Raw genomic sequence first — 22,302 nt, forward strand, 5'->3', positions numbered from 1 at the left:
GAAACGATCATGTCCGTGATTGCCCGGCTCGACGAACAACTGGGGCTGCCCGAGGACGAGAGGATGCTGCTCGCCAGCGTCCGCGACTACGCCCGAAACGAGATCGCCGCACGGGCCGCCAAGACTGACGAGACGGCCGAGTTCCCCTGGAAGAATGTGGAGGGCATCAACGCGCTCGGCCTCAATGCCATGTTCGTGCCGGAAGCATACGGCGGCGCCGGCCTCTCGTACCTCGTCTATCTGGAGTGCGTGAAGGAAATTTCCGCGGCCTGCGCCTCCACCGGCATCATCTGGGCGACCAACTTCCACGCCGTGAAGCCCTTGATCGATTTCGGCTCGGAAGAGCAGAAGCACCGCTTGCTGCCGCGCATCGCCGCCGGCCGGCTCGCGGCACTGGTCATCACGGAAGCCGACGCGGGTTCGGACGCTACGGGAATGCGCACCAGGTTCACGCCCGACGGGGACGATATCGTCGTGAGCGGCTCGAAGTCGTTCATCACCAACGGGGACGTCGCCGACCTTTATGTCGTGTTCGGAAAATGGGCGGAAACACCCGACCCCCGGACGGCCATCTCCTGTCTGATGCTGGAGAAAGGCACGCCCGGCCTCACGGTCGTCCGGCTCGAGGACAAGATGGGGCATCGCGGCTCGTCCACCGCCGCGTTGTCGTTCGATGATTGTCGCGTACCCAAGGCAAACCTGCTGCGCGGTCCAGGCGAAGGCCTGAAGCTGCTTCTTGCGTCGCTCAACAAATCGCGCCCGTCCGTGGCCGCGCATGCTCTCGGCATCGCTCACGCCGCCTTCGAGGACGCGACCGCGTATATCAACGGGCGTCGGCAATCGGGCAAGCGAATCGTCGAGTTCCAGGGCATTCAGTTTCTGCTGGCAGATCTCGCCAGCGAGCTCGTGCTTTGCCAATCCTGGCTGACGCAAGTCGGCCGATTGGTCGACGCGGGCGCCACGGACATCGGCATAGAAGCATCGATCCTCAAGCTGCGGGCATCCGACCTCGCCATGCGCATGACCACCGAGGCGGTACAGCTGCTCGGCGGCTACGGCTACGTCAAGGACTACCGGGTCGAGCGCCTGATGCGCGACGCGAAGATTACGCAGATCTGGGAAGGGACGAACCAGATCCACCGACAGCTCATCGGGCGCAGCTTTATCGAGCGGTGAGGAGAAAAGCATGAACGAAAGAATGACCGTCGGCGTCGCCGGCTCCGGCACCATGGGTACCGGCATCGCCATCGTCGCGGCTCGCGGCGGTTTCCCGACTATCGTGTTCGATGTGGAACGGAGCCGGGTCGATGCGTCGATCGCCCAGATGAAAGCATTCTTCGGTAAGTCGGTGCAGCGAGGCAAGCTGACCTCGGACCAGGTCGACGAAATCATGAGCCGCGTCAGCGGCACCAGCGACATCGCGCAGATGGCGCGCTGCGGCCTCGTCATCGAGGCGATCTTCGAGGAGCTCGAGATCAAGGGTCGGCTCTTCTCGAGTCTCAACGAGGTTTGCCCGCCGACGACCTTGTTCGCGTCGAACACTTCCACGTTGTCGATAACCGAGATTGCCGCCCGCTCCGGCCGCGACGATCGGTTCGTCGGCATGCATTTCTGCCTGCCGGCACAACTCATGAAGCTGGTGGAAATGGCACCCGGCCTCAACACGTCGCCGAAGAGCTTCGAGCAGGCTTGGCAGCTGTGCGAGGCGATGGGGCAACGCCCGGTCAAGACGCAAGACGAGCCCGGCTTCATCCTCAATTACTTCCTGGTTCCGTTCAACAACGATGCGATCCGCCTCGTGGAGGCGCGGGTCGCCGAGCCGGTGGAGATCGACAAGGCGATCAAGGGTGCGCTTGGCTATGCCATGGGTCCGATGGAATTGCTGGATCTGGTTGGCCTCGACACCCAGGTGCTGTTGTGCGAGGCGCTGCACGGCGTCACCCACGAGCCGAGGGCCGCATGTCCACCATTGCTCCGCCGTATGGTCGCGGCCAAGCGTCTCGGTCGCAAAACCAAACGGGGATTCCTGTCCTATGAAACCGCGGCCATCTTCGGAGCGTGACGCCATGGTGCACAGTGTGACCCGATCCGGCCCGAGCCGGTCCTTCCCCGCGGCCCACCCGCTTCTCGATGCGGCAGCCGCGGACGGCGACATCCTCGTCCTCGTCGGCCATGGGGCGGGGCTCGCCTATACTGCGCTGGCCGAAAAAGCGCGCTATACGGCGATCCTCGTCGAGCTTGGCACCGAATGCCTGGGTGTCCATACCGGCGAAGGGCGCGGTGAGGAAGGGAGCAATGTCCTGGGCTTCGCCCGCTTCTGCCTTGGCAAGGCGCCCCCGTCCGACCTGGTCGAGATCGTGCGGCAGCCGAGAACCAGGCCCGACGCCCTCGATGCGGCCCGAAGCCTGTTCGAAGCCTATGATCTCAAGACGGCGGTATGCGGCGACTTTCCCGGCCGGATCGTCGATAGGCTGGTGCGGCCCTACTACAATGCCGCTCTCAACCGGCTGGATTCGAAGCTCGCAAGCGCGTCCGACATGGATCTCACCTTGAGACTCGGTCTCGGATATCCCGAAGGGCCGATCGAACTGCTCGAGAGAACCGGGCTTGCGGACCATCACGACGTGACGCTGGCGGTCTATCAGGCGCTTGGCGACCCTGCCTACGCTCCGGCACGCCGCGCGCAGGTTGCCAAAGCCGGCCAACGGCGGGAGGGCTGATCCCGTGCGACCGTTGGAAGGACTCCTGGTCCTCGACTTTTCGACCCTCCTCCCGGGACCGCTCGCCAGCCTGATCCTCGCCGAGGCCGGCGCGGACGTCATCAAGGTCGAACGTCCGGGGCGTGGCGATGACATGCGGACTTACGATCCGAAGATCGGGGACGACAGCGCCAACTTCGTCATGCTGAACCGCGGCAAGCAGAGCGTCGTCATCGATCTCAAGGCACCGGACGCGGCCGCGCGATTGCAGCCGCTGCTCGCGAAGGCCGACATCGTCGTCGAACAGTTCCGCCCGGGCGTCATGGACCGTCTCGGCCTCGGGTACGAAGCGTTGCGCACCATCAATCCGAAGCTGATCTATTGCTCCATCAGCGGATGGGGCCAGACCGGTCCGAAGGCCAAGGTCGCCGCGCATGACCTCAACTACATGGCAGAGACGGGCGTGCTCGGGCTGAGTGCCGGCATCGATGGCGCGCCGGTCCTGCCGCCGGTGCTCGCCGCGGACGTGGCCGGCGGCGCTTTGCCGGCAGTGATGAACATCCTGTTGGCGTTGCGCCGGCGCGATCTGACGGGAGAAGGCGCCTATCTCGACGTTGCCATGGGCGACAATCTGTTTGCTTTCACTTACTGGGGGCTCGGCAACGGTTTTTCCGGCGCGGGGTGGCCGGTACCCGGCCGTGAACTCGTCACCGGCGGCACGCCCCGCTACCAGATTTATCGCACCAGCGACGGGCGATACCTTGCTGCGGCCCCGCTCGAAGACAAGTTCTGGGAAAACTTTACCCGGATCATCGAACTTCCCGGCCAGTTTTGCGCGTCGTCAGCCGAGCCGCGGGCCGTGATCGCCGCGGTGTCCGAGCGCATCGGTGCCCGCACGGCGGCCGAATGGCAGCAGGTTTTCTCGGGCCAGGACGTCTGCTGCTCCATCGTCGTCACCCTCGAAGAAGCGGTGAACGACCCGCATGTCGCGGCGCGCCGCCTGTTCGCTCACAAGCTTCAGGCGGGAGGACGGGACCTCCCGGCTTTACCCATCCCACTGGCCTCCATCTTCCGTGAGGAGGCCTCCCGCTCCGTAGCACCGACGCTCGGCGCATCGACTACGGCGCTCCTCGAGAGCTGAAAGACCGGCACATGCGCAGTTATCGCGTCTGGGAGCATGGGCTCCCCTCGACCATGCGGATCGATACCTTACCCGACCTCGTTCCCCAACACGGCGAGATGGTGGTCGACGTCAAGGCGGCCGGCATCAATTTCCCGGACACGCTGGTCATTTCCGGCAAGTACCAGATCCTGCCGTGCCGCCCGTTCACTCCCGGCAAAGATCTTGCCGGTGTCGTCTGCAGCGTCGGTCGGGGTATCACGGGGTATGCCGTCGGCGACCGCGTCATGGCGCAGGTCGAGCATGGCGCCTTCGCCGACCAGGCCGTCGTTCAACCGCGACAAACATACAGGCTGCCGGACGGGATGAGCTTCGAGGCGGGCGCGGCCATGGGGCTCGTCTATCAGACGGCACATTTCGCCCTCGTCGAGCGCGGCCGATTCCGCAAGGGCGAAACCGTCCTGATCGGCGGGGCCGCCGGTGGCGTCGGCATGGCCGCCATCCAGATTGCCAAGGGGCTGGGCGCCCGGGTCCTGGCGGCCGTACGCTCCCCTGACGAAGCCGCGTTGGTGCTGGAAGCGGGCGCCGATGCGGCGATCGATCTCGCGGTCGAGAACTTGCGGGACGACCTGAGGGCCCAGGTGCATGCCGCCACCGAAGGCCGGGGCGCCGATGTCGTACTGGACCCTCTCGGTGCCGATTTCTTCACCGCTGCCTTGCGCGCCATGGCCTGGTGCGGTCGATTGGTCGTGATCGGATTCGCCGCAGGCGACATTCCGAGCGTCAAGGTCAATTACCTGCTCGTGAAGAATATTTCGATCAGCGGCCTGCAATGGAGCGACTATCGCGACCGGACACCGGAGCGGATCCAGGCGGTCCAGAGCGAGCTTTTCGGCCTCTGGCGCACTGGCGCCATCCGGCCGCGTATCATGCGGGTATTCCCGTTCGAGGCGCTGCCTGAGGCACTGGAGCTCGTCGCCGATGGCAAGGTCCAGGGTAAGGCGGTCGTCACCGTCGGAACACCGGCAGCATGAGCGCCCTGTCGACGAACGCAACGGTCGTGGTTATCGGTGCGGGCGCCATGGGCTCGGGGATCGCGCAAGTGGCCGCGCAGGCCGGCCATCCCGTCCTGCTCTATGATGCCCGGGATGGGGCGGCGAAGAAGGGACGCGAGGGTGTCCTGGCAAATCTCGGCCGCCTCGTCGAGAAGGGCCGGTTGGAACCGGACGATGCGGCCGCGACGGCAGCCCGGCTGACCGTCGCAGCCTCGCTGATGGAACTGAAGGGCGCGCGCCTCGTCGTGGAAGCGATCGTCGAGGACCTCGCAATCAAGCGCAAGCTGTTCGGCGAAATCGAGGATCTGGTGGCGGAAGAAACGATCCTCGCCACCAACACCTCGTCGCTCTCGGTGACGGCGATTGCCGCCGGCTTGCGCCATCCTCATCGGGTCTGCGGGCTGCACTTCTTCAATCCCGCGCCCGTGATGGCGCTGGTCGAGATCGTCTCCGGACTCGCATCCGATGCCGAGGTCCTCGACGTTCTCGTGGCAACGGCTCGGTCGTGGGGCAAAGTGCCCGTCCGCGCGACCTCGACGCCGGGATTCATCGTCAATCGGGTGGCGAGACCCTTCTATGCGGAAGGGTTGCGCTTGCTCGAAGAGGCGGCGTCCGACGTGCCGACCCTCGACGCGATCATGCGCGAGGCCGGCGGCTTTCGCATGGGACCTTTCGAGCTCATGGATCTGATTGGGCACGACGTCAATTTTGCGGTCACCCGCTCCGTCTTCGAGGCGAATTTCTGTGATCCGCGTTTTCGCCCGTCGCTCGTGCAACAGGAGCTTGTCGCGGCGGGTTGGCTTGGCCGGAAAACGGGCCGCGGCTTTTACGATCACGCGGCGGGTGCCGCGCCGCCCCGGGTTCGGACCTGTTCGCCGGCACCGGCACCTCGGTCGGTCGTGATCGAAGGGGTGTTGGGTCCTGCCGAGCCGCTCGCGGCCGCCCTGGCAAATGCCGGGATTCCCGTCGAGTGTCGTCCGGGCGAAGGTTTGATACGGATGGAAGGGGCGACCCTCGCCTTGTCCGATGGCAGAACCGCGACGGCACGGGTCGCGGGCGGCGCGGCGGCCGACCTCGTGCTGTTCGACGTCGCGCTTGACTATGTCACTGCCAAGCGCGTTGCCATCGCCAAGGCGGACCAGGCGCCGGATGCCGCCATCGCCACCGCGGCAGGATTGTTCCAGTCTCTCGGCAAGACGGTGTCATTGATCGGGGATCTCCCGGGGCTCGTCGTGTTGCGCACCGTCGCCATGCTGGCCAACGAGGCAGCCGAGGCAGCCCATCTCGGGGTCGCGACGCCGTCGGACATCGACCGTGCGATGAAACTGGGCCTCAACTATCCCAAAGGTCCTTTGGCCTGGGCACAAGACATCGGCGTCGGACGTGTGCTCGAAACGCTGGAGGCCCTGCAGGCCGCTTATGGTGATGACCGGTACCGGGCGTCGCTTTTCCTGCGCCGTCGCGCCGCCAGCGGCATGGCGCTGATGTAACGGGCACGATCCGCTTTCGGAGATTGGCAGCCTGGGTGGATCCAGCAGGCTCCCGGCTCGATTTCGACCCGGTTGCCGCCCGGGCGGTCCGTGGTTGCCACTGGTGCGGGCCTCATGCGAATGTCCATGGAAACGACAAAAATGCCAACGGGGAAACACACCGGTGACTGACAGGCCAGGGACTTCGATCGATGGCATCATCGCTCGAAACGGCGAGGGACGGATCACCCTATCGCAGGGCATCGGCACCGATCCCCGCCTGCAGGCCCTCGTGAGCGACAAGGCCTGGCTGCGCGAAGCGCGTGCGCGGCGCGTTCAATCCGTCATCATCGATCGCCAGAAACTGATAGCTCTCATCACGCAGACGCCCGAGGGTGAACTGATCCTGTTCAGCCGTCTCTCGAGCGGGACCGTTCTCGAGTTCCTGAGCTCGGTGGATTTCGCCTACGACATTCTCGATCACATCCTAAACGATCCCTTCGAAGCCGTGACGGTCGTCGATGCCGACGGGAAGGTCGTTTACTTCTCGCCCGTGCACGAGAAGTTCTTCGGTCTCGGCCACGGCGAAGCCAACGGCCGTCCGGTCCGCGAGGTCATCGAGAATACCCGCCTCGACATGGTGGTCAAATCGGGCAAGGCCGAAATCGGCGTCATCCAGGAGATGAGGGGCTCTCAACGGGTCGTCTCCCGCGTGCCGATCCGCCACGACGGCAAGATCGTCGGGGCGATGGGTCGAGTCATGTTCAAGGGGCCCGAGCAGGTTGAGAAGCTGAGCCGCCGTGTGAATGCGCTCGAGAGCAAGGTCGCGTTTTACAAACGCGAGGCGGCCTCGCTGCGTCGCAAGACCTACGGGCTGGACGATCTGATTGGCGACTCGCCCGAGATGCGGCGCCTGCGGCGCGAGATCATCAAGGTCGCCCCGCTCGAACTTCCCGTGCTGATCCGCGGCGAGAGCGGAACCGGCAAGGAACTCGTGGCCCATTCCCTGCATCGCCTCAGCCCGCGCCGGGAAGAGAAGATGGTCATGGTCAATGCCGCGGCGCTGCCTTCCACGCTCGTCGAGTCGGAGCTGTTCGGCTACGAGGCCGGCGCCTTCACGGGAGCCGATCGCAAGGGGCGGCGCGGCAAGTTCGAGCAGGCGTCAGACGGCTCGATCTTCCTCGATGAGATCGGTGATATGCCGATCGAGGTGCAGGTCAAGCTCCTCCGCGTCCTCCAGGATCATGTCATCGAGCCGATCGGCAGCGAGCGGGCGATCGAGGTCAATTTTCGACTCATTACGGCGACAAACCGGAATTTGCAGCAGCTCGTCTCCGAGGAGAAGTTCCGCCTGGATCTGTTCTACCGAATTTCGACGATTACCATCGACGTGCCGCCGCTGCGCAAGCGCCTCGACGACATTCCCCTGCTGGTGGACCACTTCCTGCGGGAATACGCCTCGCTTCATGGTCAACGCTCGGCGATCACGGACGAGGCCATGTCCTATCTGATGGAGCAGAGCTGGCCGGGCAACGTCCGGCAGCTCTATCACGAGATCGAGCGCGCGCTGGTCTTTGCAGAAAACGGGCGCATCACCATGAGCCTGCTGACCGACCATTCGGTGCCGCCCTCGGCTTCGGATGCCATGGCATTCCCCGGGACACGGGGCGCCGAGCCGGAACCGACCACATTGAAGGCGGCAATCGAGAATCTCGAACTCAAGCTCATTCGCGAAGCGCTGGAGCGGCGGAGAGGGAACAAGAAGCGCGTCGCGGAAGAGCTCGGGATCTCTCGATCGTACATATACAAGATCCTCGGAGAGCAGGGGCCGCGAGAAGGCTGAACGGGGCCGGCCTGCAATTCGAACGGTTTCGCCCTAAACGATCTCGCCGGCCGCGAGCGCGTCGCGCAGTTTCGATCTCATCCATAACGTTCCGCCGGCCGTGTAGCCGCCGTCGATCGCGATCTCGGCGCCCGTGACGTAGCTCGACTCGTCGCTGGCCAGGAAAAGCACGACGTTCGCGCATTCGTCGGGAGCGCCTTCGCGCTGCAGGGGGGCCGCTCGCCGTCCTGCCTCGGCATGCCCGGGGGCGCTGTTCCTGCTGAAGGTCGTTCCTCCGATCACGCCGGGGTGAATCGAATTTACCCGGACGCCCCATTCCGCGAACTCGACCGCGGCGGTCTTGGTCAGCCCGCGCAGGCCCCATTTGCTGGCACAATAGGCGGCATCATTGTGCGCGGTAAGACCGGCGGTCGACGAGACGTTGATGATGGAGCCGCCGCCCGAGCGCCGCATCACCGGTGCCGCCCATTTCATCCCCAGCAGCGGACCCGTGAGATTGACATCGATCGTGCGATACCAGGCATCGAGCGCGGTATCGGCGATACCCTGCCGCGAGATCGTCCCGGCATTGTTGACGAGGACGTTCACGCCTCCGAACTCGCTCTCCGCCAGTCTCATGACGTCGACCCATTGAGCTTCGTCGGTGACGTCATGGCGAGCTGCGATGGCTCGTCCGCCTGCCTGGCGCAACTCGGAAACCAGGTCGTTCAACCCGTCGCGGGCGAGATCGGTCAGCACGACCGACGCACCCTCGCGAGAGAATAGCCGTGCTTCGGCGGCGCCCTGTCCTCCCGCTGCGCCGGTAATGATGGCGACCTTCTCATGTAGCCTGCCCATTGCGTGCCTCCCTCTTCTCGCTTGCCGGTCCTGGTTTCCGAGGGTCGACCAGCAAGGCGGATGCCAGCGCCCGCCCGGCAGGCTGCGGCGTCGTCCAGCGCGGAGATTGTCCGGGCCAACGACAATCGATGCCGTCCCGGCCGACAGCCGATGATCTTCCGGCGCCCCCGTGCGGGCCTGCCGCTTGGCTGGCACCGGCAGTGCAAGTTGCCGCCAGGAAATAGCGGGACGTCTAGGAGGAGACCGAGATGCAAGACGTTTTCATTTGCGATTACATCCGCACGCCGATCGGCCGGTTCGGAGGCGCCCTGGCGGAGGTCCGGGCCGACGACTTGGCCGCCATCCCGTTGAAAGGCCTGATCCGTCGCAATCAGAGGACGGATTGGGCAGCGGTCGATGACGTCATCCTGGGCTGCGCCAATCAGGCGGGGGAGGATAATCGCAATGTCGCACGCATGGCCCTTCTGCTCGCCGGCCTGCCAATTGGCGTGCCCGGTTCGACGGTCAACCAACTCTGTGGCTCGGGAATGAGTGCCGTGATCGCCGGCGCTCGTGCCATCAAGGCCGGCGAAGCCGACCTGATCATCGCCGGCGGTGTCGAATCGATGTCCCGGGCTCCCTTCGTCCTGCCGAAAGCCGACCAGGCCTTCTCGCGAAATGCGGAAATCTACGACACGACGATCGGCTGGCGCTTTGTCAATGCGCTGATGAAGCAGTCGTATGGCGTAGAGTCGATGCCGGAAACCGGCGAGAATATCGCCGAGGATTACGACATCGGTCGTGATGACCAGGATGCCTTCGCCGCTCGTTCGCAGGCCAAAGCCGTCGCGGCGCAGGCGAGTGGCAGGCTCGCTCGCGAAATCATCTCCGTCGCCGTGCCGCAGCGCAAGGGCGAACCGGTTCTTGTCGAGAAGGACGAGCATCCGCGCGGCGACACGACGATCGAGAGGCTCGCGAAATTGCCGACACCCTTCCGCCAGATCGGCGGAACCGTGACCGCGGGGAATGCATCAGGCATCAACGACGGTGCCGCCGCTCTGGTGCTCGCCTCCACGACCGGCATCACGCGGCACGGATTGACCCCTTTGGCCAGGATCGTCGGTGGCGCTGCCGCTGGCGTACCACCGCGCATCATGGGCATCGGGCCGGTACCGGCCACGCGGAAACTCTGCGAACGGCTGGGCCTCACGCCGGCGGACTTTGATATCGTCGAGTTGAACGAGGCCTTTGCCAGCCAGGGGATCGCCGTCCTGCGCGAACTGGGTATCAGCGAAGAAGCATCATTCGTAAATCCCAACGGAGGGGCGATCGCTCTCGGCCATCCGCTCGGCATGTCCGGCGCACGCATCACCGGTACGGCGGCCCTGGAGCTTTCGCTTCGAGGCGCGCGTCGCGCCCTGGCGACCATGTGCATCGGTGTCGGGCAGGGGATCGCCATCGCCCTCGAAGCGCCTTGATGGGGACAGTGCTGGAAGCAGGCCCGGGGGCCACGTTCCGGTGGGACACCAGGCACGGGCTACGCCAGGAGCGTCGCTCGTGCGGACAGGTGTAATCTCCAGGTGCAGGGCAAGTCGCCCAATCCGCGGGGAATGCCCCGGATCACGGGCTGATTTCCGGCTCTCGGCGAAAACGCCGAGCCAAATCAGACTGGCACGCGGCTTGCGCTCTCCGCTCACGAGAGACGGACGCCATCGCTTAACACAAAATTGCTGGCCGGCAGGGTCGGAAAGGGAACTCATGGAAGTCGAATTGAAGGGGCTGAGCGCGTTGATCACCGGCGCAAGCCGCGGCCTCGGGAAATCGATCGCAGTCGAATTCGGGCGCGCCGGCGCAAACATCGTGATCGTTGGACGGGATCGCGAGGCCCTCGGGCAGACGGCGAGAGAGGCCAGTGCCGCCGGCGCTCCGGCAGTCGAGATCCACCAGTCGGATCTGACCGATCCGCAGGCGGCCGACAAGGCCGTGAAGGCCACCGTCGAAAGATTCGGGCGGCTCGACGTTCTCGTGAACTGCGCGGGGGATACGAAGCGCGGAAGCTTCTTCGATCTGACGGACGCCGACTGGGCCGATGGGTATGCGTTGAAATTCCACGGCTGCGTCAGGCTTTGCCGTGAGGCTTGGCCGCATTTGGCCGAGAGGAGAGGCGCGATCGTCAACATCGTCGGGGTCGGCTCGAAAACGCCCAGCCGGGATTTTACAATCGGCGGGTCTGTCAACTCGGCGCTGCTGAATTTCACCAAGGCGCTAGCTGACCTCGGCATCAAGCAGGGTGTCCGCGTCAACGCCGTCAACCCGGGATTCTTCGATACCGATCGCCTGACGCGAAAGATCGATACTTACATCGGAAGCACCGGCGGTTCACGCCAGCAGGCCGAAGCGGAAATTCTCTCGTCTCTCAAGATCGACCGTTTCGGGAAGCCTGAGGAAGTGGCGGCGCTTTCGGTTTTTCTCGCCTCGAGCCACGCCACATATATCCATGGCGCGACCATCGACATCGACGGAGGGGCGACGCGCGGTCTATAGGCCGGCGGGGGCGGTCCGATCCGGTGTCCGCTATCGAGCTGGAACGCTGAGCGTCAACAGCTCGCGAACATCGGGAAGGCTTTCTGCCGACCAGACGCGCGCGCAAAGCGCCTCGCGCGCTTCCCGATCCAACCGCGCCGACGTCAGGCGATGGAATTTGTCTTCAAGTTCCGTATCGGACAAAGGATGGTCGAGACTGCCGCGGGCTTTCGTGATCACGACCGTCCGCGCGCTTCCATCCCGGCAGCGGAAGATGATTCTGGCCGCCTCGACCGGCACCGTGTCCTCCGCGATCAATCGAACCTTTCGACGCAACAGGGCGACGGATGCATCGAAAACCGCCTCGTCGCTGAACGCCTGGAGACCAGGCGTTCCGAAAAGCAATGATACGGCGATCGCATGCTGCGCGCTGACCTGGGATTCGCGACTGGATTGAATATCGGCACGATCGGCACGCTGAAGGAGCAGCGGATTTCCGAAAACGACGATCTCGCTCAACGCTGCCGGGTCGACGCCATCCTGATCGCGCCACGCGAGACATGCGTCGATAACGGGGTTGATCACCACACCGCATGGGTAGGGCTTGTAAGTGTTTCTGGACAGCTCCCACCTCCCTCCAAACGCCTTGGTCAGCCCGGAAAGATCCGGATTGCTCGCCATGACGGCTAGAAAGCCGTTCGCCCCCTCGATCGGTAGGTCAGGTCCGGAAAATCCGCGCTGGGCCAACAGAGCGCTCCAGAGGCCGTTGCGTGCCGCATTCCCGATGCTCACGCTTTTCGCCATCGTGCCGAGGCTCTCGACAAGCCCTGAAGACTGTGTCGCGGCGTTTCCCAACGCCCAGATTATGGCTCGCTCATTCAATCCCAGTGCGCGGCTTGCGGCTGCCGTCGCTCCCAGGATTCCGCACGTGGCCGTGATATGCCATCCACGACGGTAGTGCTCCGGATATATCGCATTACCCAGGCGGCAAGCGATTTCGACACCGACGATGAAGGCCAGCAGGAGGTCCTTCCCGTCCACTTGGCCGCGTTCCGCAAGGGCGAAAAGAACGGGGAATATCGGTGCGCTGGGGTGGATGACGGTCGGGATGTGCGTATCGTCGAAGTCGGCGATATTCGCACTCGCTGCATTGAGAAATGAGGCGCTGAGACCATCGATCCGATCCCGCCGTCCGATGATGGTCGCCTGGGTCGAAAGACCGAACTCGCGCAATGACACCAACGCAAGGTCGATCGCTGGCTCCATCGAACCGCTGATTGCCGTGGCAAAGAAATTGAGGAGCGCACGCCTTGCCTGATGGCGGACGGTTTGCGGAATATCTTCCCATTGCGCGTGCGCGATGAATTGGGACAGCTTGCGTGTCAATCCGAGCGCTTGCGCCACCATCTCACTCCTGACCTGACGGCCGGCGGCTCCCGCCGGCGCACGTGACGGCAGCAAGATAAGGGCCAGAGACCCGACTTACTCGGTTGACTGCCGACGTCGCAAAGCAATGAAGAAATGGTGTCCTTGCAGACAACACCGATGTTCGCGAAAGACACAAGATTCAGGGTTCCGCAACGGGGGAATTTACCCAGAGAGCTGCGGCATCGAATTTGCGGTCGGCAATCGAACCTCCAACCTGGATTGAAAACTATGGCAAAATCTTCGGTCGCATTCATCGGTACCGGCGCCATCGGCTCGCCAATGGCGTTTCGCCTTCTCCAAGCTGCCTTCCCTTTGGTCGTAAACAATCGTCGGCGGCAAGGCGCCGAAACCTTGATCGATGCAGGGGCCGCCTGGGCTGAAACGGCCGCGGCAGCTGCAGAACATGCCGAGTTGATATTTACGTGCCTGCCCAGCATCGAGGCGATGGACGACGTTTGCTTCGGCCCGAGTGGCATCATGTCCGGTGGCAAGCCTCGTTGTGTCGTCGACCTGTCGACGACCGGACCGGACGACGCCTTCAGGATTGGTGCTCGGTTGAATGCCGGTGGAATAGCATTCATTGACGCGCCGGTCACGGGAGGGGTCCCGCGCGCGCGGGAAGGCAAGTTGACGGTCATCGCCTCGGGCGATCCCGATGAAATCGAGTTTGCGCGGCCCGCTTTCGAAACGATTGGCTCCACAATCGTGGTGGTCGGATCAAAATGCGGACAAGCCCAGACCGTCAAACTGATCAACAACATGTTGAATTATACGGCCATGGCCGCAACGTGCGAAGCGATGGTGTTAGGTGTGAAGGCGGGAATCGATCCGAATACGATTCTCCAAGTGGTGAATACCGGTTCGGGTCGGAATTCAGCAACCGAGGTTAAATTTCCTCTCGCCATCCTGCCTCGAACTTTCGATTTCGGTGCAACGAACCGGGTTGCGGCAAAGGATTTGTCACTTTTCCTGGGCGTCGCCGAAAACCTCTCGATACCGACCCCTGTTGCCAGCTTCATCTCGCAGCTTTGGCGCACATGGCTCCCCACTCACGGAGATGAAGACATGACGACGCTTGTCAAAATGTTCGAGCAATGGGCGGGTGTGGAAGTGTCGGGAAAATAACGGCGCGATGCCTGAAAGAACTTCGCGACGGATTTGACTTCGAAGAAACGTGTGAGTTGTCGTAGTTCGCCACCACGTCCGTCCCGGCGCGCGCTTCTGGAAGGCCGTGACTGCTGATAGCACGGACGCCCGTGGTGGGCGGCGCTGCGATGGTCTGATACCTTTTCTGTCGCAGCTGCGTCACCGCTTGCGACCTGATCAATCCAGTTCCGCCAATATCGTTGGCCAAACGCGATCAGCCGCGCGCCAAAGATACTCGCCAAATCAAACGACTGGCGCACTCTCCCGGTCCACTTCGACCGAAGAATGCTCCAGCCGGTCTAACACAACGACTGATCAATAGTCCCAGAGGGCCGGTACCCAACGAAAGACGTCGCCGTCGACGGCCACCCGGCCGACGGATGGGAACGGTAGGTGAGTGGCAACAAGCTGTTCACCTGTCGCAGCCAGTTCTGTCAAAAGGCGGACCCGAACACGGACCGCCTCCTCGGGGTCGTGTTCGAAACCGTTGTACCAGTCGGGGTGCTCGAATCCGACCGTGAACACGGCATCCCCAGCAAACGTCAGCCGGTCGCCGCCGGATGCCAGGCGGACCACGCTGTGCCCGGGCGTGTGGCCGCCGGTGCGACGGACGACTACCCCCGGCGCCACCTCGCGCTCCTCATCGAACAGCCGCACTTGACTGCCGTACTCTTTCGCGAACCGCTTGGCGGTCGCACGAAGCACTTCCGGGAACCCCGGCGGCATCGAGGTGTGGGAGAAATCGGGCGATTCCCAGAATTTGGCCTCGGCGGCCGCCACGTGGATCCGCAAGTCCGGACGCAGCCGCTCTTTCACACCGTCGATGAGGAGTCCCCCGATGTGGTCCATATGCATGTGAGTAATCACCACATCGGTCACGGCCGCAAGGTCGATGCCGGCAGCCGCCAGCCGTTTAATCAACTGCCCAGCCCGCGGCAAGTTCAAGTTCGGATCCGACCCTAACCCCGCGTCGATGAGTACGGTCTGCTCGCCGCTACGTACCACGATCACGTTCAGAGCCCAGTCGAAAGCGTCCGGTGGCAAGAACATGTCGTTAAGCCAGGCCGCCCGTACGCCCGGGTCGGCGTTGTGTCCCAACATCGCGCTTGGGAGCGGCAGCACACCATCGCTGATCACCAGTACGTCAATTTCGCCGATTCGCACCGCGTAGCGCGACGGAACCAACTCTTCGGCTCCCAAGCGCAATTCTGGCGCCGTTTTCGGTTCAAGTAGTTTGCTTCCACCTGTCACCACATTCTCCATGCTCAGTCCTTTGATCGGCGCAGGATCCGGCCTCACCGGCAGCAACCTATGCGCCATGCCATCAAGACGATTGGGTACGGGCGATAGTGACATGGTCGCCAAGAAATTTCGGCGAACGCGTTTGCGAGCCACGATCTTCGAGCCGGCTAACTATGAAGGCACGGCAGCAGGCAACGACGGCTGGCCCGGCCGAGAGCCTAGTGCACTGAGTCATTCGGAAGGTACAGGCAGTCTGCTGAGCTTGGCGAGGATGGTGTCGGCGGATTTGGCCCCACACGAAGGGCTTTGATGCCTTGTTGTGTTCGCGGATGTATCGCTTGATGGCGTCCTGGAGGCCGGCGACGGACTTGAAGGTGCCGCGCCGGATGCGGCGCCTGGTGATGATCGAGAAGAAGCCTTCGACGGCGTTGAGCCAGGAGGCGGAGGTCGGCGTGAAGTGAAAGAACCCGCGCGGATGGTCGGCGAGCCAGGCGAGGACGCTGGGATGCTTATGGGCAGCGTAATTGCCGGCGATAGTGTGGATGATCTTCCCGGCCGGAACGGAGCGCTCCACGGCATTGAGGAATTTGATGAACTCCTGATGGTGTTGCCGCTGCATGCAGCGGCCGATCACGGTGCCGTCGAGGATGTTGAGGGCGGCGAACAGCGTGGTGGTGCCGTTGCGCTTGTAGTCATGGGTCATGGTTCCGCACTTGCCGGGCTTGAGCGGCAGGCCCGGTTGGGTCCGGTCGAGGGCTTGGATATGGCTCTTCTCGTCGATCGACACGACGACGGCATGGCAGGGCGGGTTCGTAGACAGGCCTCGACTATCTCGGCGAAGGCGGGATCGTTGGACTTCTTGAACGTGCGGATGCGATGGGGCTGCAGACGGTGCGCCTCCCACAGTCGCTGGACTGAACTCAAGCCAATGCCGACCGCCTTGGCGACGGCGCGACCGGTCCAGTGCGTCGCTTCGCCGGGCGGCTCGGAGCAGGTCAGCGCCAGTACCTTCGCGATCGTCGCCGGCGAGAGGGGCGCCTTGCCGGGCTTGCGCGTCTTGTCGCGCACCAGCCCCTCCACCCCCTGTTCGGCATAGCGCACCTGCCAGCGCCAGACGGCGGGACGGCTGACGCCTGCGCGCCGGGCCACGTCGAGGACCGACAGGCGGTCCGCCGACAGAAGGACGATCCGTGCCCGCTACACGTGCTTCACCGGGCGGTTCCGGTCACCGATGATCGCGGCTAAGCGTTCGCGGTCCTCGGCGCCAACGATGATGCTGACGGTCTGGGTCATGCCCCGGATTCGCATAGCCCGGCCCTCACGTGAATCCTATGTTTGGATCAGTGCACCAGCAGCATCCAGTCCTCCATGAATGAACCCATTCGAACGGCGGCGTCGGATCGTCTGGTCGGCGAGCAGTGGTGCTGATTGATGATAGGCCGGATAGATGAAGGTGCCTCGACCGACAGACTGACCGGGCTCTTTCCCCTTCAGGCCGCCAGCTTTGGGGCCTGCCGTCCGACCAATCGCCGCGGCGTTGTTGTTCGTGCCGTGTCGTGCGTCGCCTCGCTCTGGAAGACCTGCCGCAGCTCCGCCACCGTTCCGCCAATACTCTCCTCGCCAAGCTCAGCAGGCTGCCTGTACCCTCCGAGTGAGTTGGATCACCAGCAACATGTCTCGGCGTGCGGCGAACCGACGCCTTGTCTTGGAGCGGGGGCGCCTGCTCGATCAAACTGGAAAGACAGTTGCGTGCTGCCGGTTCCAGGATAGGCCGACCGGGGCGCCCTGGGACGGTGCTGCCGCGCTGGCCGGGTGAAGGGCGAAATAATCGCCGCCGTCGGCCAGCCGAACGACCGATCGCCGGGACGCGCCCAGGTAGATGACCTCGATCAACCGGCCGGTCAGGCCGGCGTCTCCGGCGACGGGATGCAGCGTCATCCGTTCCGGTCGGACCGCAACAACGACCGCGGTGCCTGCCGCCACCGGCCTCGGCGCCATCGCCTCGACCGGGCGCCCCAGCACCTCGACATGACAGTGATCGCCGGACGAGCCTAGCACCGTGCCGGAGAAGAAATTCGTGTCCCCCAGGAAATCAGCGACGAAGCGTGTCGCCGGCCGCTCGTACAGCTCGCTTGGCGTGCCGATCTGCTCGATCCGGCCGCGGTTGAACACCGCGATCCGGTCGCTCATCGTCAGCGCCTCTTCCTGGTCGTGCGTCACGTAGAGCACTGAGATCCTGCGCTCGCGATGAACCCGCTTGATCTCGCGCTGCATCTGCTCGCGCAGCTTCTTGTCGAGCGCGCCCAAGGGCTCGTCCATCAGCAGCAGGGCCGGGCGATAGACCATGGCGCGGGCGAGCGCCACGCGCTGCTGCTGCCCGCCGGACAACTCGCGCGGCAGCCGATGGCCGTATTCGGCGAGGCCGACCAGGTCGAGCGCATCGGCGACCTGGCGGTCAATCTCTGCCTTCGCCAAGCCGCGCATCTCCAGGGGAAACGCAATGTTCTTCCGGACGTTCATATGCGGGAACAGAGCGTAGTGCTGAAACACCATGCCGATGTCGCGCCGATAGGGCGGCTGCCGCTCGATCGGCGCGCCCTGCAGCCTGATCGTGCCGCCGTCGGGCTGCTGGAGGCCCGCGACCATCATGAGCGTCGTGGTCTTGCCGGACCCGGACGGCCCGAGGAAAGTCACGAATTCCTCAGGGTCGAGCGACAGATCGACATTCTCGACCGCGACATGGGTGCCATAGCTCTTCCGCAGGCCGCTGAGTTCGAGCATGGGCTGGGTCATCGCGGTCCTTCGATTCCGGTACGGCGGCGCAAAAATCCCTCGGCCAACAGGACAACGAAGGCAAAGGCGAAGCAGAGCGAGGCGATGGCGGCGATGGTCGGATCGACGTCGCCCCGCACGTTCGACCACATCTGCACGGCGACCGGCCGGACCCGCGCCGTACTGACGAACAGCGACACGATCAGCTCGTCGAACGAGGCCACGGCCGCGAACAGCAGTCCCGACAGGATCGCCGGCAGCAGCAGCGGCAGCGTGACCCGCCGGAAGGCGGCCCCGGGCCGGGCGCCGAGCGTGGACGCCGCGTCCTCGAGCCGCGGGTCCATCGTCCGGAGCCCCGAACTGACGGTGGCCACGACATAGGGCAGGGTGATCACCACATGCCCGATGATGAGGCCGGTCAACGTGCCGTTGAGACCAAGCCCGCGATAGACGCCGAACAGCGCCGCCGCCGTGATGATGCCCGGCACGATGATCGGCAGCATCAGCGCCGCCCCGATCATGGATGCGCCGGGAATGCGGCCGCGCACCAGCGCATAAGCCGCGGCGGTGCCGAGCAGGGTGGCGAGCGTCGCCGATGGGATCAGCACCTGGACGCTGACGATCAGCGAGCTGGTCCAGGCCGGATCGCCGAACAGATTGACGTACCAGCGCAGCGACAGGCCCGGCGGGGGAAATTGCAGGAACGAGGCGGCGCTGAACGAGATGATGACGACGATGACGAGCGGCGCGATCAGATAGAGCGCCACCAATATGCAAATGGTGCCGCGCAGCCGGCGCCAAAGATCCATGCCGTCGCCCGTCATCGCGCCGCTGCCTTGAGGCCGATGGTCAGGTGCAGCAGCAGGAACAGCACGCCCGACACCGCCAGCAGCAGCAGCGACAGGGCGCCGGCCATGCCCCAATTGCCGAATTGCGCGATCTGGTCCTGGATCAGCTGCGCGATCATGGTCTGATGCGGGCCTCCCAGCATCGCCGGCGTCACGAAATAGCCGAGCGTGCTGATGAACACGAGCGTGGCGCCGGTGATCAGCCCCGGCAGGGTCAGCGGCAGATAAACCCGGATAAAGGCCCGGACCGGGCGGGCGCCGAGTGTCAACGCCGCCTGCATGAAGGCCGGATCGATCCGCGCCATCGCGGCATGCAGCGGAAAGATCACGAACGGCAGCAGCACCTGGAGCGCGCCGGCCATCACGCCGGTCAGATTATAGATCAGCGACAGGGGCTCCGCCGTCAGCCCCAAAGCGATCAGGACAGCGTTCACCGGGCCATTCCGCTGCAGCAGGATCACGGTCGCAAATGTCCTGACCAAGAGGCTGGTCCAGAACGGCAACAGCACGATGAAGACGAGCCAGCGCCGGAGCCGCGGCGAGCCCGTCGCCATGGCATGGGCGATCGGAAAGCCCAGCAGCACGCAGATCGGCGTCACCAGGGCGCTGATCTCGATCGTGTTCCACAGGACCTGCAGATAGCCCTGCCGCTGCCACAGCGCCTCGAAATTCTGCAGGCCTCGCTGCGGCTGGGTGAAGGCGCGCGCCAAGAGCCAGCCGACCGGCCCGACGAACGCCAGCAGCAGCACCAGCATCGCCGGCACCAGCAGCAGCGCACGCCCGCCGATCAGCGGAGCTTTCACGCCGGCGTCAGGCAAGTTTCCAGGCGGTCCACCGCTCCTGCAGCCTCTTCAGATTGTCGCGCCAATATTCGGCATTGATCAGGAAGCCCCGCTTGACGTTGTCCGGCGCGGTCGACAGCCACGGCGCGATCTGCGGATCGATCCCGCTGAACGCGGCCGGATTGGTCGGCGCATAGGCGATCATGTTCGCCAGCTTTGCCTGATTTTCCGGCTGTGTCATCACGTCGATCAGCTTCATCGCCGCCGCGCGGTTCTTGCTGCCGCGCGGCACGACCAGATAATCGACCGACTGGATGTTCTGCTCCCAGGAGACCGCGATGGGGGCGCCCTTCTTGGCCGCGTCATAGGCGCGGCCGTTCAAGATCAGGCCCATGCTGACCTCGCCGTCGACGAACAGCTGCTGCGACTGGGAATTGGAGCTCCAGAATACCGTCTCGGACTTGATGGTGTCGAGCTTGCGGAACGCCCGATCGACATCGAGCGGATAGAGCTTGTCCGGCGCCACGCCATCGGCCATCAGCGCCGCCTCGAGCGTCGACACGACGATATCGCCGAAGGTCCGTTTGCCCGGAAAGCGCTTCAGGTTGAACATGTCGGCCCAGGTGCGGGGCACGTCCTTGCCCGGGAACGCCTTGGTGCTGTAGCCGAGATTGTAGGACCAGACGATGCAGCCCACGCCATAGTCGTTGACGAAACGCGGGTCGAGCCGGCTCGTATCGACGATACCCTTGTCGATCTTCTCGAACAGCTGGTCGCCGATGCCGGAATAGAGGAAATCGATGGTGATGTCGGTCACGTCCCAATCCGGCGCGCCGCCATCGATCATGGTGCGGAACTTGGCCGTGTTCATCGGTCCGTCCTGCAGGACTTTGGCACCGGTCGCCTGGGCGAACGGATCGCAATAGCAGGTCTTCTCGGCATCCTGATAGGCGCCGCCCCAGCTGGCGAAGACGACCGTCTTGCCTTTGAGTTCCTCGGCGGCGAGCGCCTGCCCGCCGGCGCCCAGCATCATCGTGCCCGCCACGCCGAGCGAACCGCGGAGAATTGTTCGGCGCGTCGGCCCGGCCCCAGAGATCGACACCATGTTCATTTCCTACGCGCCAAGAGGTTGATACGACGACGGATCTTCGGTTCAACTCTGCAGATTCTCACGCAGGGTGCGGCCGGTATATTCCTTGCGGAAGAGGCCGCGGCGCTGCAACTCCGGCACCACGCCCCGGCAGAATTGCTCGAACATGCCGGGGAACATGGTCGGCGCCAGCACGAAGCCGTCGCAGACGCCGCCTTCGAACATCTCCTGCAGCCGGTCGGCGATCACGGCCGGCGTGCCGACCAGTTCGCGCCCCTTGTTGCGCTTGACCGCGGCCTGGGCGAGCGTGATCCCGTCGGCCTGCATGGTCTGCTGCAGCACCTGCTCGGTGCCCTTCATGCCCTGGTTTCCCTGCAATTCGGCCAGCTTCGTGTCGGCCTTCAGCTTGGTCAGATCGGCACCGAGACCGCTGGATGAGGCGGCGACGCTCAATTCCGGATCGATCAGGCTGTTGAGATAATCCGCCCGTTCCCGGGCGATCGAGTCCGTTTCGCCCAGCACGACCGAGATCGCCGGCAGCACGGCGCATTCGTTGGGCTTGCGGCCGACCAGTTCCATGCGCGATTTCAAGTCCTGATAGAACTCTCGCATCTCGTCCTGGCCGCGCTGGATGGTGAAGACAACCTCGGCCCATCTGGCCGCGAACTCGCGGCCCCGGTCGGAGGCACCGGCCTGCATGATCACCGGCCGGCCTTGCGGACTGCGCGGGATCGAGAGCGGCCCACGCGTCTTGATCCAGCGGCCCTCGTAATTGGCGTAATGCACCTTGGCCGGATCGGCGAACACGCCTGCGGCCTTGTCGAGCACGAAGGCGCCCTCGTCCCAGCTGTTCCACAGCGCGAAACAGGCTTCCAGCACCTCGTCGGCACGATCGTAGCGTTGCTCGCGCGGCGGCAACTCGTCCATGCCGGCATTCTGCGCTTCGAGATCGGTCGCCGAGGTCACGACATTCCAGGCGACCCGGCCGCCGCTCAGCACATCGAGCGAACCCAGCCAACGCGCCAGGTGATAGGGCGTGTGAAAGCTGGTCGAGAGCGTGGCGCCGAGGCCCAGATGCTTGGTCGCCGCCGCCATGATCGGCAGCACCACCGTCGGATCGAGAAAGCTGATCTGGCCGCCGCGGCGGACGTAGGGATCGTAGCTGCCGCCATGAATGTCGTAGAGGCCGAACAGGTCGGCAAAGAAGCAGCCGTCGAAGCAGCCGGCTTCCAGCACCCGGGCAATATGTTCATACCGGCTCGGATGCAGGATATCGTCGAGCGTCGATTCCGGGTGACGCCAGCCACCGACATGCATCGCCGTCGGCCCGGTCTTCAGATAGGCGACAAGATGCATCTGACGTTGACCCATGGCTCAAGCCCTCCACCCGGCATCGCTTAACCAAGCTATGCATTGGTGATGAGTATCACCCCCGTTTTCCGCAGCCGCATCCTAGGATCCGTAGGAAG

General features: G+C 64.2%; 18 protein-coding genes and 1 pseudogene. 10 read left to right on the forward strand and 9 right to left on the reverse strand.

The genetic code is table 11. The annotated features are described in order from the left end of the window. The first annotated feature begins 9 nt into the window (after positions 1-9). The 7 genes from VGV37_RS00785 (at position 10) to VGV37_RS00815 (ending at position 8,186) form a co-directional block, all read left to right on the forward strand. Positions 10-1,176: an acyl-CoA dehydrogenase family protein gene (locus VGV37_RS00785; protein ID WP_326877684.1), complete on the forward strand. Its 1,167-nt coding sequence runs from the start codon at positions 10-12 to the stop codon at positions 1,174-1,176. A 10-nt stretch (positions 1,177-1,186) separates the two neighbouring features. Next, positions 1,187-2,062, forward strand: a complete 876-nt coding sequence (locus tag VGV37_RS00790; protein WP_326877685.1) for a 3-hydroxyacyl-CoA dehydrogenase family protein — start codon at positions 1,187-1,189, stop codon at positions 2,060-2,062. A gap of 4 nt (positions 2,063-2,066) precedes the next feature. Next, the gene (locus VGV37_RS00795) at positions 2,067-2,720 is read left to right on the forward strand and encodes a 3-hydroxyacyl-CoA dehydrogenase family protein (RefSeq protein WP_326877686.1); all 654 of its coding nucleotides are present in this window, start codon (positions 2,067-2,069) and stop codon (positions 2,718-2,720) included. A gap of 4 nt (positions 2,721-2,724) precedes the next feature. Further along, positions 2,725-3,840 carry a CaiB/BaiF CoA-transferase family protein gene (locus tag VGV37_RS00800; protein WP_326877687.1) on the forward strand — a complete coding sequence of 372 codons (1,116 nt, stop codon included), beginning with the start codon at positions 2,725-2,727 and terminating at the stop codon, positions 3,838-3,840. A gap of 11 nt (positions 3,841-3,851) precedes the next feature. After that, a complete protein-coding gene (locus VGV37_RS00805; RefSeq protein ID WP_326877688.1) occupies positions 3,852-4,853 on the forward strand; it encodes an NADPH:quinone oxidoreductase family protein in 1,002 nt (333 codons plus the stop codon). After that, on the forward strand, positions 4,850-6,364 hold the full coding sequence (gene paaH, locus VGV37_RS00810; protein WP_326877689.1) for a 3-hydroxyacyl-CoA dehydrogenase PaaH: 1,515 nt from the start codon (positions 4,850-4,852) through the stop codon (positions 6,362-6,364). The genes VGV37_RS00805 and paaH overlap by 4 nt, the downstream gene beginning before the upstream one ends. 163 nt (positions 6,365-6,527) lie before the next feature. Next, positions 6,528-8,186 (forward strand): sigma-54 interaction domain-containing protein, encoded by a 1,659-nt coding sequence (locus VGV37_RS00815; protein WP_326877691.1) that lies wholly within the window; start codon positions 6,528-6,530, stop codon positions 8,184-8,186. A 33-nt stretch (positions 8,187-8,219) separates the two neighbouring features. Here the strand turns inward: VGV37_RS00815 and VGV37_RS00820 are convergent, their stop codons facing one another. After that, positions 8,220-9,023, reverse strand: coding sequence for a glucose 1-dehydrogenase (locus tag VGV37_RS00820; protein ID WP_326877692.1), 804 nt, complete (start codon positions 9,021-9,023; stop codon positions 8,220-8,222). Positions 9,024-9,271: 248 nt separating this feature from the next. Here VGV37_RS00820 and pcaF point away from each other — a divergent pair, with 248 nt between their 5' ends. After that, positions 9,272-10,480 carry a 3-oxoadipyl-CoA thiolase gene (pcaF, locus tag VGV37_RS00825; protein WP_326877693.1) on the forward strand — a complete coding sequence of 403 codons (1,209 nt, stop codon included), beginning with the start codon at positions 9,272-9,274 and terminating at the stop codon, positions 10,478-10,480. A 280-nt stretch (positions 10,481-10,760) separates the two neighbouring features. Further along, entirely contained in the window at positions 10,761-11,546 is a 786-nt protein-coding gene (locus VGV37_RS00830; RefSeq protein ID WP_326877695.1) for an SDR family oxidoreductase, read from the forward strand. A gap of 30 nt (positions 11,547-11,576) precedes the next feature. Here the strand turns inward: VGV37_RS00830 and VGV37_RS00835 are convergent, their stop codons facing one another. Further along, positions 11,577-12,929: an MmgE/PrpD family protein gene (locus VGV37_RS00835; RefSeq protein WP_326877696.1), complete on the reverse strand. Its 1,353-nt coding sequence runs from the start codon at positions 12,927-12,929 to the stop codon at positions 11,577-11,579. A gap of 252 nt (positions 12,930-13,181) precedes the next feature. On the opposite strand from VGV37_RS00835, the gene VGV37_RS00840 reads away from it, so the two are divergent. Further along, entirely contained in the window at positions 13,182-14,078 is an 897-nt protein-coding gene (locus VGV37_RS00840; RefSeq protein ID WP_326877697.1) for an NAD(P)-dependent oxidoreductase, read from the forward strand. Positions 14,079-14,414: 336 nt separating this feature from the next. On the opposite strand, the gene VGV37_RS00845 is transcribed toward VGV37_RS00840, so the two are convergent. The 7 genes and pseudogenes from VGV37_RS00845 to VGV37_RS00875 form a co-directional block, all read right to left on the reverse strand. Then, entirely contained in the window at positions 14,415-15,362 is a 948-nt protein-coding gene (locus VGV37_RS00845; RefSeq protein ID WP_326877698.1) for an MBL fold metallo-hydrolase, read from the reverse strand. A gap of 210 nt (positions 15,363-15,572) precedes the next feature. Further along, a pseudogene (locus VGV37_RS00850) lies at positions 15,573-16,634 on the reverse strand (IS630 family transposase). 435 nt (positions 16,635-17,069) lie between these two features. After that, a complete protein-coding gene (locus VGV37_RS00855; protein WP_326877699.1) occupies positions 17,070-18,134 on the reverse strand; it encodes an ABC transporter ATP-binding protein in 1,065 nt (354 codons plus the stop codon). Further along, the gene (locus tag VGV37_RS00860; RefSeq protein ID WP_326877700.1) at positions 18,131-18,922 is read right to left on the reverse strand and encodes an ABC transporter permease; all 792 of its coding nucleotides are present in this window, start codon (positions 18,920-18,922) and stop codon (positions 18,131-18,133) included. Before VGV37_RS00860 ends, VGV37_RS00855 begins: the two co-directional genes overlap by 4 nt. Before the next feature lie 11 nt (positions 18,923-18,933). Continuing rightward, positions 18,934-19,764, reverse strand: a complete 831-nt coding sequence (locus VGV37_RS00865; RefSeq protein WP_326877701.1) for an ABC transporter permease — start codon at positions 19,762-19,764, stop codon at positions 18,934-18,936. 7 nt (positions 19,765-19,771) lie between these two features. After that, a complete protein-coding gene (locus VGV37_RS00870) occupies positions 19,772-20,848 on the reverse strand; it encodes an ABC transporter substrate-binding protein (RefSeq protein ID WP_326877702.1) in 1,077 nt (358 codons plus the stop codon). A 48-nt stretch (positions 20,849-20,896) separates the two neighbouring features. Then, positions 20,897-22,204, reverse strand: coding sequence for an LLM class flavin-dependent oxidoreductase (locus tag VGV37_RS00875; protein WP_326877704.1), 1,308 nt, complete (start codon positions 22,202-22,204; stop codon positions 20,897-20,899). Positions 22,205-22,302 lie beyond the last annotated feature (98 nt).

The organism is Aliidongia sp. (genome assembly GCF_035943795.1).
Taxonomy (GTDB): Bacteria; Pseudomonadota; Alphaproteobacteria; order ATCC43930; family CGMCC-115725; genus Aliidongia.